10 protein-coding genes are annotated in these 14170 nt (G+C 58.8%); 3 read left to right on the top strand and 7 right to left on the bottom strand.

Annotated elements, in window-relative coordinates; genetic code table 11:
* Positions 1-279 precede the first annotated feature (279 nt).
* Positions 280-2268 carry a hypothetical protein gene (locus tag SINAC_RS04440; protein WP_015244494.1) on the bottom strand — a complete coding sequence of 663 codons (1989 nt, stop codon included), beginning with the start codon at positions 2266-2268 and terminating at the stop codon, positions 280-282.
* 550 nt (positions 2269-2818) lie between these two features.
* Between SINAC_RS04440 and SINAC_RS04435 the strand changes: the two genes are divergently transcribed.
* The 3 genes from SINAC_RS04435 to SINAC_RS04425 all read left to right on the top strand — a co-directional run bounded on the left by SINAC_RS04435 (position 2819) and on the right by SINAC_RS04425 (position 6989).
* On the top strand, positions 2819-4945 hold the full coding sequence (locus SINAC_RS04435; RefSeq protein WP_015244493.1) for a heme-degrading domain-containing protein: 2127 nt from the start codon (positions 2819-2821) through the stop codon (positions 4943-4945).
* Positions 4946-4990: 45 nt separating this feature from the next.
* On the top strand, positions 4991-5377 hold the full coding sequence (locus SINAC_RS04430; protein ID WP_015244492.1) for a hypothetical protein: 387 nt from the start codon (positions 4991-4993) through the stop codon (positions 5375-5377).
* Between the two features lie 229 nt (positions 5378-5606).
* A complete protein-coding gene (locus SINAC_RS04425; RefSeq protein WP_015244491.1) occupies positions 5607-6989 on the top strand; it encodes a dipeptidase in 1383 nt (460 codons plus the stop codon).
* Positions 6990-7043: 54 nt separating this feature from the next.
* On the opposite strand, the gene SINAC_RS04420 is transcribed toward SINAC_RS04425, so the two are convergent.
* The 6 genes from SINAC_RS04420 to SINAC_RS04395 all read right to left on the bottom strand — a co-directional run bounded on the left by SINAC_RS04420 (position 7044) and on the right by SINAC_RS04395 (position 14055).
* On the bottom strand, positions 7044-8042 hold the full coding sequence (locus tag SINAC_RS04420; RefSeq protein WP_015244490.1) for a DUF1559 domain-containing protein: 999 nt from the start codon (positions 8040-8042) through the stop codon (positions 7044-7046).
* Positions 8043-8219: 177 nt separating this feature from the next.
* Positions 8220-8849, bottom strand: coding sequence for a hypothetical protein (locus SINAC_RS04415; protein ID WP_015244489.1), 630 nt, complete (start codon positions 8847-8849; stop codon positions 8220-8222).
* A gap of 24 nt (positions 8850-8873) precedes the next feature.
* Positions 8874-10964 carry a serine/threonine protein kinase gene (locus SINAC_RS04410; RefSeq protein ID WP_015244488.1) on the bottom strand — a complete coding sequence of 697 codons (2091 nt, stop codon included), beginning with the start codon at positions 10962-10964 and terminating at the stop codon, positions 8874-8876.
* A 110-nt stretch (positions 10965-11074) separates the two neighbouring features.
* Positions 11075-11689, bottom strand: coding sequence for an RNA polymerase sigma factor (locus tag SINAC_RS04405; protein ID WP_015244487.1), 615 nt, complete (start codon positions 11687-11689; stop codon positions 11075-11077).
* 785 nt (positions 11690-12474) lie between these two features.
* Complete coding sequence (locus SINAC_RS04400; protein WP_015244486.1) at positions 12475-12855, bottom strand: hypothetical protein; 381 nt, start codon at positions 12853-12855, stop codon at positions 12475-12477.
* A gap of 669 nt (positions 12856-13524) precedes the next feature.
* Positions 13525-14055: a papain-like cysteine protease family protein gene (locus SINAC_RS04395; RefSeq protein WP_015244485.1), complete on the bottom strand. Its 531-nt coding sequence runs from the start codon at positions 14053-14055 to the stop codon at positions 13525-13527.
* Positions 14056-14170 lie beyond the last annotated feature (115 nt).

Raw genomic sequence — 14170 nt, 5'->3', positions numbered from 1 at the left:
GACCTCCCTGTCAACGAATGAGTCCCTCACGACGCGACAAAAAGAGGATCGCGCACCGAGGGCGAGCCGGCACCATACCCGCGACCGCAAAACGGGTCAAGCGCAACCGCTCTTTATGAGAAAGAGCCGCTTACATGTTGAGACAGAGAGAGGGCGTCCCCCCAAGTCCAGGCAGGGGATCCGCTCTCGATATTCCGCAGGGAAGGTGTCTGGTGGGCCTCTGATCCATCCGAACGGATTTCGCTCGAAAAGCAGCCGTTATGACATTGCGGCGAGGGTTCAATAAACAAAATTGGCGAACAGAAAGCTGCCTATGAGGGGCTGAACGCGGTCGTTGGAGTTATTGTAGAGGTCGCGGAACCCCTGGCCGGGGATCAGGCCCGAGACGCCCAGGACGATGCTGACGTTCTCGGAAAGGAGCGGGCGGTAGTCGAAACCGACGCTTAGGTCGGTGCCAATGTACCGGTCGATCTTGCCCTGGAAGAGGAACTGCTCGAGGACGTTCGTCTGGTCGAACCAGAGGAAGTTGATGTTGTTAATCATCTTGAGCTTGGGCGTGAGATCGAAGTCGGCCCCCAAGGTCGGGAGGAGCAGACCAGGGTTCACGAAGCTCGACTGCCCTTGAAACTTGCTCGACCGCAGGTCCGGCACCAGGCTCAGGCGCTGAACCAGGTTGACGCCGAAAAGCGGGATCTGCTGCCGATTCCAGTAACTGAACGGGCCGCCCGCGAAGTTCGGGCCGTCGAGGATCGTATCGAAGCCCGTCGCGTGGCTGTTATTGATGTTGTGGTCGCCCGAGGCCCAGAAGAACGAGGCGCGGAACCGGGCCCAGTCACGATCGTAAGAACCTTCGATCGCGAACATCTGAGCATTGATCGTCTGCGCCTGGTTGGCCAGCGGATTGAGGGTGTCACGCCCCAACGCCCAATAAAATTGATGAGTAATATTGAACCGGCCGATGTGACCGTCACCAGCCCAGCCCAGGTAGGCAACGTCGATTTGGTGGGGGCGGGCAATGCCGACCGGATCGGGGCGGACCAGAAATCGATTCTTGTCGAACTTAAAGGAACGTGGATCATTATTGTAGGCCACGCTAAGCTGTGATGTGTAGCCGGGGAACAAAAAATCCTGCCGGTAGTAGTTGGCAAAGACCAGGTTCTGGCGGCGGTCGCTGAACGAGTTCAACTGGCTGTTCGTGTCCTTCTCCCACTGGCGGAAGTAGGCCAGATTCCACTGATCTCGGTTTGCGTTGCGGGTGCCGAAAAAGCGGATCGCGCGATTGGTGTCGTTGAACAGGAAGCCGCGAAAATCGTTGTTGAACGGCTGTGTCCCCGCGCGGACCGAGACGAAGTCGTAGTCCGGCCCCACGTCGGCGAGCTTGGTCTCGAAGAACGCTTCCTGAAGCGCCCAGAAGGTGCGGGTTCGCGAGGTTCCCTCAAGCACGTTCGGGCTGACGATCGCAAGTTCCTCAACCGACAAGTTATTGAGGTTGAAGATCGGCATCACCCGGAACTTCCAGTCGAGCGGTTTGAAGGCCGCATCACCGTGGCTCAGGTCAAACGCGAGGACGAAGAAGTTCGAGGTGAAGTACTGGTTCGGCCGGCCGAAGAAATTCTGCTGGTTCGGGCGGGCCGTGCTCTCGAACGGGGTCGTGGCGGTCGGAACCTGGCGGAACTCCTGGAACGTGAACAACTGCGCGGTCACGTCAAGGAAGGTGTGCTGACCGAGGATCGGGTAATCCCCTTTCAGGACGTTCTGATTGAACGGGTCGAACCAACGCCCTGGAATGAACGGATAATCATCGTTGATCGGGTGCCCCTTGCCATAGCGATCCCACTCGGGAAACCCGAGCCGCCAACGATCCTCGACCGGAACGAAGTGCCCGTCCTCCTGCCCCTCGGTCGGTAAGATCCCGGACGGACCTGTAAAGCCGATCGGCGGATCGACCGCGGTCGGCGCAATGGGCGCATCGACCTCGGGGGGCAGGGCCGGCGAGGGGGGAGCGACCGGATCAATCGGCCGGTCCAGCATTCGAGGCGCAGAGCGTGGCAGCGTGCCGATCGGCTCCTCAGCCTCAGCCTCTTCCTGTCGGGTCGATTCCTCGATCGCGGGGGGGAGCGAGGTGGAAGAGGAAGTGGACGTAGGCTCGGGAGGTAACGGCGGTGAGTCCGTGCTGCCGGGCCGGTCGGACGCCACGCAAATCCCGGCCAGGACAAGCCCGGTGAGCCCACCGCGAAGCCAGGATCGCGCCAGGTCTGCCAGGGTCATGCAATGGGCTCCGCTGACCGGGATAATAAAAAAGATGAGGGGAAACCCAGTCTGCCAGGCCGTTCCTCCAACTCATGTGGGATGGATCGTGGGAGATCCGTTCCTGGTGGAGATCCGGAACGCGTCGAGAAAACGCGAGCCCGAAGTTGTGCTGGGCCCTTGGGTCACAAGTCCATATCGAACCGACGCATGTCGATCTTGAGCATTATTCCAATTTTGCGTCTTATGCCAACCCTCATGATATTGCCGTTCCAAACAAGAACACCCGTTACCCCAAAAAGCAGGGAACCCTGGGCCGAACGCCGGATTCTCCTCATTTTCAGAAAGGTCATTAAAATCGGCTGCTCGATCTGACCGAAAGAACGGGTGAGTCACCCTCGTCTGTGAAAGAGAACGGCGTTGCGAGCCAATCGACTCTGGTCGCGGATCGACGCGGCATGAGCGGCAAGCCGTCACGTCAGTCCGCTCGATCTTTCTTGTGACGAGGAGTGGAGGGGTTTGATCGTCGAACGCCTCGGCCTTTCCCACGGATGCCCCGGAGATGGACGTAATGCGTTGGCTCGATTTCCGAGGCCATCGGACGCCAGACCGCGAGGTCTCCCGGCGTGGCGAGAAGGTTCGGCGTCCCGAAATCGAAGGGCTCGAGACGCGAGCGCTCCTGGCAGCGGGTGCCGGCGCGATCTCGGCACAGGCTTTGAACCTTCTCTCCACCCAGGATGTGGAGACGCTGCTCCAGCGCGCCGCGGGAGCCACGGCCAGCAACGACGGGATCATCGCCGTGGTCGATCGCGGGGGAAATATCCTCGGCGTTCGCCTTGAGGATAACGTCTCGACCGCCATCACCGGCAACCCCCAGAACCTCGTCTTCGCCATCGATGGCGCGATCGCCAAAGCGCGGACCGGGGCGTTCTTCGCGAACAGCCAGGCCCCCTTGACCTCGCGGACGATCCAGAACATCTCCCAGTCAACGATGACCCAACGCGAGATCGAGTCGAACCCGGATATCCCCGACCCCAACTCGACCTTGCGCGGTCCTGGCTTCGTGGCGCCGATCGGGAAGAAGGGGCACTTCCCGGCCCGCGTCATGTACACACCGCAAGTCGACCTCTTCCAGATCGAGCACACCAACCGCGACAGCATCGTCAGCCCGGGGCCCGACCGCATCCGTGGAACGCCCGACGACATCACACTGCCGAGCCGGTTCAACGCCGATCCGAACTATATTCCGCCAGGGCAGGGGATCAACGCGCCAGAGTCATACGGCTTCGCCACGGGGATCCTGCCCGACGCCCAGTCGCGCGGAATCGCCACGCTGCCGGGGGGCATTCCCCTCTACAAGAACGGCACGCTGGTCGGCGGGATCGGCGTCTTCTATCCTGGCCAGACCGGCTACGCCACCGCAGAAAACTCGAGCCTCAACGACGCCGGCTTCTTCGACCCGACGAAGCCCGACCGATCACTCGAGGCCGAGTATGCCGCCTTCGTCGCAGCGGGCGGCAGCAAGGCCGCCGGAGTCTCGTTCAATAACCCGAGGATCAACAAGAAGCTCGGGCTCCCCTCCTTCCCGAACGGAGAAAACTTCGACCTCCCGTTCGGGCGAATCGACCTCGTTGGGATCACCCTCGATCTCTTCGGCGGACACGGCCGGCAGGGGCCCCGCAACCTCGTCGACTACGGCCGAACGCTAGGCGTGGGCAACCCCGACAGTGGCACCGACCAACCCGTAAACACCACGGGAGCCACGCTCCTGCCAGGGGCGCCAGTACCCGAAGGGTGGCTCGTCCTCCCCCACGCCAGCGCCGATGGAACGCTGACGGCCGATGATGTCACCGCAATGATCAATCGCGGGATCGCCGAGGCCAAGCACGTCCGCGCGGCGATCCGCCTTCCCTTGAACAGCCAGACCCGAATGGTCTTCGCCGTGACCGATAAGACGGGTGAGGTCCTCGGCCTGTACCGGATGCCCGACGCTACCGTCTTCTCGATCGACGTCGCGGTCGCCAAGGCGAGGAACGTGGCCTACTACGCCAACCCCAACGAGCTCCAGCCGATCGACCAGGTCGCCAACCTGCCCAAGGGGGTGGCGATGACCAACCGGACCTTCCGGTACCTGACCGAGCCCCGGTTTCCGGAAGGGGTCGACGGCAATCCCCCGGGCCCGTTCTCGATCCTCAACGACGTCGACATCCGCAACGACGGCCCGGCCTTGCCCCCCTCCGCGTTCCAGAGCGTTCAGGGGTTCGACTCGTTCAATCCGCAGTCGAACTTCCACGACCCGTTCAACGTCGCCAACCAGAACGGCATCGTGTTCTTCCCCGGCAGCGCTCCGGTCTACAATAACGTCGCCGGCAGCAGCACCCGGCAACTCGTCGGCGGCCTGGGAGTCAGCGGTGATGGCGTCGATCAGGACGACGATGTGACCTACGAGGCCGCGAAGGGCTTCACGCCCCCGCGCGACGTGCTGACGGCCGATCAGGTTTTCGTCCGTGGCGTGCGCCTTCCTTACCAGAAGTTCAACCGGAACCCGCACCTGGGAATCGGCGAATCGCCATCGAGCCCGATTACGCCCCAGCCGATCCTTCCTGGAGGCCAGACCGGCCTGACTCCCCAAGACATTCGCCGCCTCCAAAAATTCAATCAGCAAGCCCGGCAAGCCGCGCGACGATCCGGAACCTGACGGCAGGAACGACGGGCGACGATCGACCGGCCGAGGAGACTGACAATGCCACGAGCAGACTGTGGAGCCTTGCTGTTGGCTCTGTCCCTGTCCGGCCCCTCCGCCTTCGCCGGCTCATTCTTTCACCCCCCCGAAGGTACACCGCCGCCCGGCCCGCCACGTGCCATCGAGCACACGCACGAACGGGCCGGCCATCCGACCTGCGTCGCGGACCACGCAAAGGCTACGAACGGCCCAAGCTACGTCGGATACTACGTCGGCGGCGGATCCGTCCATGGCGGTTGCTCCAGACGCAGCGAGGAAGGGACCTGGGGCTGGGACTACGAGGGGATCCACTTGCCCCGACGAGTCTGGCTCTCCTGGAGCCACGGCCGTCGCTCGCAAGGAGGCACCGGCGCCTACAAGACCGACGGCCCCCACCTCGGGCATTGATCACCCAAGCTCGAACCGTCTTCAAGGTACAAGCCATGATCGAGGTTCTTTCTCCGCGCCGAAGGGGGAACCGTTTCTGAGTAGAGAGACGCGACCGTCGGTGTTTTTCTTCTTGTTTCTTACATTCAGCCCTGGCACCACGGCCCTCCCGCCCCTCTTAAAATTTGAGTTATGCAAAATTAAATAAATTTGCGTGCGACGCGTCCGCGGTCCCAGGGGATCTCGAAAAATGCTTGAGAACCGCCGGAGTCGACGATGGTTCCTTCACACGGCCACGGCCGCATCCCTGTCCGGCCGCCTGGGCATTCGGTCAGTCCGAGCCGCCGAGCTCGGAGTAGATACCGGTCCGTTTGCCACCTCGAACGAGACGATCCGCAGCGCCCGGCGGGTGGCCCTCGCGATCCTCAAACCCAGCGAGAAAGACCTAAAGCGCGGCCTGGAGCTTCACGCGGATGCCCTCGTGTTCGAGTCGTACGGCTTCGCGCCCCGCTGCGCGATTGATAGCACGGTTTTCGGGAAAGCCATTGAGGAAAACGCGTCGGACGGAGAGCTGATCGACCTCCGCGAAGAGATGATGATGACCCGTTGCGCAACCGACGAGGTGGAGCGCCGCGAGTTCTTCGAGGCCTTTCAAGCGTCCGGTGTCACCTGCATCTTCCAGAACACCGGCGAGGAGGGGAACGATCCGCTCCGTCTGCTCAAACGCCTGGCGCGATTCACGTTCACGACCGACACACTCAGCGACCGACTTTTCAAGGCGGTCGCTCCCGACATGGTCATCGCCGCGAAGCAGAGTGGACGGCGCTGCCTGGCATTCACCACCAACGGGGTGCCGCTGCCGCAGCGCTGGGTGAGCGATCGCGATGAGTTGCAGATGATCCGGATCTTCCGGGACCTCGGCGTGCAGATGATGCACCTGACCTACAACCGCCGTAATCCGCTCGGCGACGGGGCAGGGGAGCCGAACGATGGGGGCCTGAGCGATTTCGGCCGTACGGCCATCGCCGAGATGAATCGGCTCGGGGTGATCGTCGACGTGGCCCACTCGGGTTGGCGCACCAGCCTCGAGGCCGCCAAGGCGTCAACCAAGCCGATGGTCGCCAGCCATACAACCTGCGGAGGGATCTACAAACACTTCCGCGGTAAGCCCGACGAGGTCGCCCGCGCCATCTGCGACACCGGGGGCCTGATCGGCATCTGCTGCATCCCCCGCTTCCTGGGTGGGTCGGGAGACATCGCCGCCTTCCTCGACCACATCGACTACGCCGTCAAGACGTTCGGACCAGACCACGTCGCGATCGGGACGGACGTGGCCTATTTCTCACGAAACGACGGGGCCGAGCGTGCCAAGCTGCCCAAGCGTCCCGACGGTCGTTCCCCCTCGGTGGCCCTGGCCGGCGCCCGCTGGGAACACCTCTGGCCCAAAGACGACTACCGCGAGTCGCCCCAGGGCATTCAGAGCCTGGCCTGGACCAATTGGCCCCTGTTCACCGTGGGCCTGGTGCTACGCGGACATTCCGAAGAAAGCATCCGCAAAATCCTCGGCCTGAACGTCCTGCGAGTCTGGAAGGCCAATCAACCCGCCAAGCCGCAAGCGGCGGCTGGCGAGTAAGCCGATCGGCCGCCTGCAGGGCCAGACCAATTGCCGGCGGACGGACAGGCCAGTTCAATAACTTGTGGAATCGATCGTTTCGGCTCCGGCCCGGGTGCCCAAAGCCTTCCATACATCCAGTTGAATTGATTCTTTAATCGACCGAACCGAACCGTCGCAGAGAGCGACATTGACACCGCCCGGATGATAGCTCCGAGAGGCCAGATGGATTTGGTCGACGGTCGCACTAATGCAGTCGCGATTCTTCGAGTTTGGCACAAGCGTGTGCGTGTAGAGTGCGGAATTCAATGACCCCCGCTGATATTGGAGACCGACGTAGGGAATTCGTTTATAACCTGGCAGCGTGTTGCAAACAGCCAAAGGCTTCAAATTATTCGCATTGGTTGCGGGATTTCCCGCACCCCAGAGATTCGGAAGCACGACGATGACATCGAGGTCGTCCGACGCCGGAGCCGCACCGCGCTTGATCTCAGCAAACATTACGGTGTTGCTACTTCCGTCGGAAATCTCCGCCAATCGCGTCGAGGACAGGTACGCGAAGACCCCGATATGCCGCGAGTCTTTGATGACGTCGCCCTTCGAATTATATGCCCAGCCGTGGACACCCAAGTTCCCAAAATAATTCGTTCGACCCGTCACAGCCGGCGGTTGTCCTGCTTGAATGAGGGGATCTACCCATTGGCCCCTGGAAGGGTCGGAAGGGCATAGAAACATCGAAATATCCTGACTCCGCACGGTCAAGTTAGTCCAGGTATCCGAAACATTGGCGGTGAGGTCAAATTGATCGTACCGGTTTCCCTGCTCGAGAAAAGGGAGAAGAAAGACCAGCGTGGACGCAAGGCTCGGACCACTACTCGTGCCCAGTGGGAATGAACCGTTCGCCGTCTCAAAATTATGGGTACCCAAGGCGACCTGCTTGAGGTTGTTCACGCACTGCATCCGCCGTGCCGACTCACGAGCCGCTTGAACGGCCGGCAGCAGCAAACCGATCAAAAGCCCAATAATACTCACAACGACCAGCAATTCAATAAGAGTAAACGCTCGCCTCTTCATATCCGAATCCCTTTGGCACGATCCTGAGAACCACGAAGCTAAGGTTCAAGGGCACAAAGCACCTGGTCGAACCTGGAAGACCACCGAGCCTATGCCGTCAAGGCTCGCACTGAATTTGGAAAGGCAAGATTGGCCTCGGGTGCTCAGACCGTCGCCCGACACTCGACCAGAACCAACCTAGGGACCAACGTATATACCCGTAGAAGCAGCACTATTGCCTTTCACATCTTCAACATGCAAGGAATAGACTCCAGGGGCAAGCGGTGGGTAACTTGCAATCCAGAATTGCAGATACAGACAGTCTGCGTACACATCGAGAGGCTGGATAACATTGCCGTTCGAGTCTTTGAATTCAAGGAGAGCAAGCGGCTCATCGATCAGATCGCCAGTTGCAGAAAAATTGCTTGCCTCGAGTGTGATATCTTGGTTCGAGACAGGATAGTTGATACTCGCGTAGCCCACTCCAGCTTTAAACCGAATGCTCGCGTCCTCGACCGCGAACTGAACACTCATCGTCTGGGGCGCCAATTTTCCGTCGGCTCTCACGCCTGTAACCGTAAAGACATACTCTCCTGGACCGGGCGTCTTGAAGCAGATCGACCACCGATAGTGAAGCGCATCCTTTTCGCAGTCATGCGACAGCAAAAAATTAACAAGCACACACTCGATCGGCACCGCTGGTTCCAAAACCGACCGGCATTCGCCGACGACGCCAACGATCGACTCATCGGCCACGCCAAAGGCGACAATCGTCTTGCACAGCGGTATCGATTCATGGGGCTTCGGCCAGGTAATCTTCAACGCCATTGCGATGCAACTCCCATTGAAAAGTTAACGAGCGAGGAGGTTGGTTTTCAGAGGGGTCACAGTGACCGAACGGAACGAGGCTGAGCCTTTCCAAACATAAAGTCCCAGTCCGCCGCGGAGTTCAAACTTGGGAATAAATCCGCGAGGGGTGCTGCCGTCCAAATTCGGGTGATCCGTCATTTCAAGGTCGATCTTTTTTTGCACTTCCGCTGGGGTCATCGAGAATGTCTGTCCATTCCAGCCCGCTGTAATCTTCGTGGGAGTGACAACGATTTCAAGGTCCTTCCAAACCCCATCGCCATTCTCATTCGGTTTGAAGTATGGCCCAACAAAATCGGGCAGCCTCCGATCGCCACTCAAGGCTCCTGGTACATTGGCGATCAAATGAGGAACGAGACGAACCACATTATCTTTTGAAGTCGGGGACTCGCGAAATACGCCGGGATTCCGCTTGATGACTTCCCCCATCACGCTTCGCTTGTCATTAAATGTCAGCTGCGTAAAAAACTCGTAACTGGACGGTTGAAAAGGAAGCATTTTGCGAGCGAAATAGAGACCGACCTCACCAGGAATATCGCTTTTGTCATGACGCACCTGCGCATTGATTCGATAGCTTTCGGATTGTGGATCCGGTAAGAGCTCGACAATCGCTCGGTCCCACGACGAAATCGTCCAAGTCTGATCGTCGCCAAGCACCTGCTGGCCTTGAGCTTTATTCGATCGCCATTGGGACCACTTCGGTCCCCCAGTCTTGCCGATCAGAGTGACGGCATGTCCACGGGCCAGTTCGCGTTCTGCTTGCTCGATCGCCCGGTTGGGGTTTTTGAGGGTGAATCCGGTCATCGCCAAAAGAAAAGCCGCGCCGCAAACCACCTTGCCCAGGTTCTTCCGTGTCGAGCGACCCAACCGAGTGATCGCGCTCGGCGTCCCCTGGGGCCGCTCGTTGCGCAGCCAGCGTTCCAGGTCATCGGCCAGGGCCTGGGCCGTGGGAAACCGCCGATGAGGTGGTTTCTCGAGGCAGGTCAGGCAGATCGCCTCCAGCCAGTACGGCACTTCGGGGCGAAGGCGCGACGGCGGGATCGGCGGGGCGGTGCGAACCTTCTGCAGAGTCTGGACCTTGGACTTCTCCTGAAACGGAGGAGAGCCGGTGAGCAAGGCGTAGAGAATCGCCCCCAGCGCATAGACGTCCGTCGCCCGGCTGATGTCCGCCGACCGGCCCTCGGCCTGTTCCGGGGCCATGTAGTTCGCGGTCCCCAGGATCGTGTCCGTCTCGGTCAGAAAGGGGATGGAATCCTCGTTCAGTTCCGTGTCCAGCAGCTTGGCGAGTCCGAAGTCGGTGATCTTCGGGGTCCCGTCGTGAGCAAGCAGGACGTTGGCCGGTTTGAGGTCGCGGTGCACGACCCCCTGGTTGTGGGCGTACTCCACAGCCTTGGCCAGAATCACCACCAGGGCTGCGGCGTCTCTCGGCTCAAACGCGTCGAGGCCCAGCTTCTCCTCGAGGCTTCCCCCTTCGACATATTCCATCGCCAGGTAGGGGAGTCCGTCGTGTTCGCCAAGCTCGTGCACCTGCACCACGTTCTGATGCCGCAACCGCGCGACCGCTTTCCCTTCACGCAAGAAGCGGGCGACCGTGGCCGCACTCGCATGATGGCCCGCCAGAATCATCTTGATGGCGACCTTGCGTTGCAAAGATCGCTGCAACGCCTGGTAGACAAGTCCCATCCCCCCCCGGCCGACCTTCCCCAGCACCTCGTAAGGTCCGATTTGAAGGCCGAGGACCGAGTTGCCTTCATCGCCGGTCCCCAGGTCCCACGCAGTGGCCCGCCGGGTCTTCTCTTCGTATTCGAGCGCCTTCGCTCTCGCTTCCATCTCGGCATACTTGGGGCTGACCGGCGGCAGTGGATCCCGTAAGCATTGCTTCAAGCAGGCAATGATCGGGTCGTCGTCACCCTCGCTCTGGAGTTCGCCGAGGGTCTCCACACAGCGGTCGCAGGACGAGAGATGCAACGAGATGCTCGAGGATTCCAGGTCGGAAAGCTGGCCGCGATCGAACTGCAAGAGGAGTTCTTCGTCCGGGCACTCCTGGACAAGCTGGGCCGACGCATACAACATCATCGGTACTCCTCAAGCAATTCCGAAAACGGACCCCGGAAAGCCGGCATCCCCTCAAGCAATTCCGAAAACGGACCTCGGAGAGCCGGCATCCTCGCCACGTTCGCACCTCGTCAGACATTGACGAGGAGGAAAAGCTCTTCGCGAATCCTGCGCAAAATATGGGACTTCGCCAGGTAGACGGCGTTGACCGTCATCCCCAAGTCGGCCGCCACCACAGACGGATGTTCACCTGCCACCACCACTCGCAAGAAGGCCTGACGACTTTCCGCCTTGCAGTTCTCCAGCACCATGTCACTGACACGACGCACCAGGATGCGTTCCTCGTCCTCAGGCGAAGACGTTCCCTCGGTGAAGCCTGCGGGAAGGTCGTGCAGCATCGCCCGTGCATCACTTCCGCCAACCGCTTCAGGCTCCTTCGCCTTGCGTCGTAGGAAGTCGATGGTTCGGGTACGGGTCACGGTGCGGAGCCAACCGCGAAAAGAGCTCCCCTTATGATTGAGTTGGAAACCGGTGATCGAACCGGAAACCGTCCGGAACACCTCCTGTCCCACGTCGGCCGCCTCAGCATCTTGCAAACCGAACCGGCAGCACCAATGATACACAAGAGGTCCATACAACTGAACAAAATGCCGCCATGCCTCCTGATCCTTCGTTTTCAAACGGTCGATCAGACTGTAGGACGTCTTTTCTGCAGTACCAGAAAACTCAACGCAGTCATCTGTCACGGCGATTCCTCGGCGATCGGATGATTCGATGAGGGCGGAGTAACCACTTAGGTTCAGGGCGCCATTCGAGCCTGTGCTAAATACGCGAGTCCTCGCAAAGAAAGTCGAAAAAAAACACCACCGCACACGAAGAACAAATCCCTGGATCTTCTAGGATAGGTTTTATTCGGCCCAAAGTCTTGAACTTTCCAGACGACCCGTACTCAAAGATCCTCAAGACTAGATGTTCACCTTAATTATCCACTTTGCTCAGTTATTGACAAGGGTTCACAAACCGGCGACAAGAGACGCCTGTATCGGCAAAAACTATTCGTACACGCACGAAATGGCGCAAAGTCCAGCCAGCAAAAGACTTATCAACAAACATCGCCCTTGCGAGAATAAAATTCCGAAGCGTTATCGCCGAGATTCGCTTGCAAGAACGTGCAATTCTGTCAAGTTTGCCGGTTTTTGCTCCGCACATAGCGGGGTGACTTTCGGACATCCCGTCTATTTGCCGGACGACCTCACCGTGTCGCCCTGCATCCGGGTTTCTGTTCGTCGAGTCCGAGGTTAGGCATTAGCTTCCTTCAGATCCCATCCCACCTCGCGATGAGCACGCTTGCCTAGCCATAACGAGTTCTGGCCATCACGGCCCACGAAGGACTTGCACTTCCGAGATTCATAACATTTCTAAATCACAAAAAAACCAACGAGCCCTCATTACAAAGGCAGTCGTTGGTCACAAGAAACCAAAGCAAGTCACGAGTGTTCAGATCCACGTCCGAAACCCAGTCGGCACGTGTTTACGGCGCCACATAAATCCCTGACACGATATCAAAGTTGTCATCCATGTCTTCAACATACAAGGTATAGGTTCCAGGAGGAAGCGAAAAAATCGCGATCCAGGCTTCCAGATATACGCTGTCTGCGTACTGGTAAATGGGCAAGAAGAGATTACCGTCCGCATCCCTAATTTGAACAACGGCAAGCGGACAACGAAACAGATCGCCACTAACGACAAGATAACCGGCCTCGCTCGTCACATCTTGGTTCATGACGGGATACCGGATATTTACTTCTGCTTTCGCATCTGTAATCGCGAAAAAACCTAAGCAGAATCCCACGATCGCAACGCCCAAAGAGATCGTCTTGTAGGCTCTCGGCTGGGTAATTTTGGTTCCCATTGCAATACAACTCCTTATAGAAAGGCTAACGAGAGTGAAAACCGGCTTTGCTGAAAGCCCGGTGACCGAGCAGTAACGAGACCGAGCCTCTCCAGATTTAAAGGCCAAGTCCGCCACGGTTTCAAACTTGGGAGAAAGTCGCGATTGATGCGGCCGTCCCGCTGCGATTAGGTCGTCAGTTCAAAATCGATTCGGCTCTGCAGTTCCGCTAAGGTTACAGATAATGCTTGTCCATTTCACCCCGACGTAATACTCGTCGGGGTGACGACGATTCAAGGTTCTTCCCACACCTACTTCCCTGGCCGAACAGCTTGTACCGTGGATAACTCAACACAGTCATCTGTTACAGCGGGTCCTCGGTAATCGGAGAGCGGGAAAGCGGAGCACCTGCGTGGGTCCAACGCAACATTCGAGATTGAGCTATGACGATGAGGTCAAAAAAAAGCGCCTCCGCACGAAAATAGCAAGATCCTACGGTTGCCACCAGAATAGCTTACTTTCGACCCGGAGTCTCTAACTTATCGACCTTTCGTACTCAAAGCTTCTCGGAGCCAAAAATAGACTCAATGCCGGTCCCCACCTCGGCCACCGGAACTGCACAAGTAACAAGCCCGAACTCAAGATCCGGGCGTCCGTCAAAGCCGTTTCCGATCCCCAAGTCGCGCCGGCTCAGGGGGAGGGGGCGCTTACGTTCTTCCAGCAAGTGAAGAGCGGGGTATTGGTCGTAAAGTAAGAGATCGGATAGAGGGCGTACTTGCCATCAGCCGGGTTCATCGTGCTCAAGAGCGCGTTGCTGCTTCCAATGTCGGACGTGCCCAGGTACTTCACGCCCCAGATGACCTGAGCATGATACCAAGGGAACGGCCCCGAGGTGGAGATCTTCGCCGCAGCCATGACCGCGCCCGATTGCTTCAGCCGTTCGATCAGGAACTTGTCCGTGAAGACGACCGTGTCCTTCTTATCGACAAAGATATTAAACAGAAAGCCGAAATTTTTGGCGACATTGCCCAGGTCAATCGGCCTGATCCCGCCTCCTGCTTGCGCGACCCCGTAGTCAGACACAAGTTCATCCTCGGTCTTCTTATTGGAAACGGCCGCCGCATCCAGAATGGATTCGAATGCCGCCGCCCAGCAGGTGGCATAGCTCTTCTGCTTGACCTTCTTCGGGGGATTCAGCTCGTAGTCAAAATCAGTCGCCATCGTGATGTTCTCGAGAAGATAAATCCGTCCAAAGCACGTTCTGTCATGGCTTACGGGACAAAACCCCAAACCGGACAGCGAAAAAAACGCACCCTGGAACGAAAAGAATGATCGC

Source organism: Singulisphaera acidiphila DSM 18658 (genome assembly GCF_000242455.2).
Classification (GTDB): Bacteria; Planctomycetota; Planctomycetia; order Isosphaerales; family Isosphaeraceae; genus Singulisphaera; species Singulisphaera acidiphila.
Note: the sequence above shows the minus strand (reverse complement) of the source record. Positions and strands in the feature narration are given on the sequence as shown.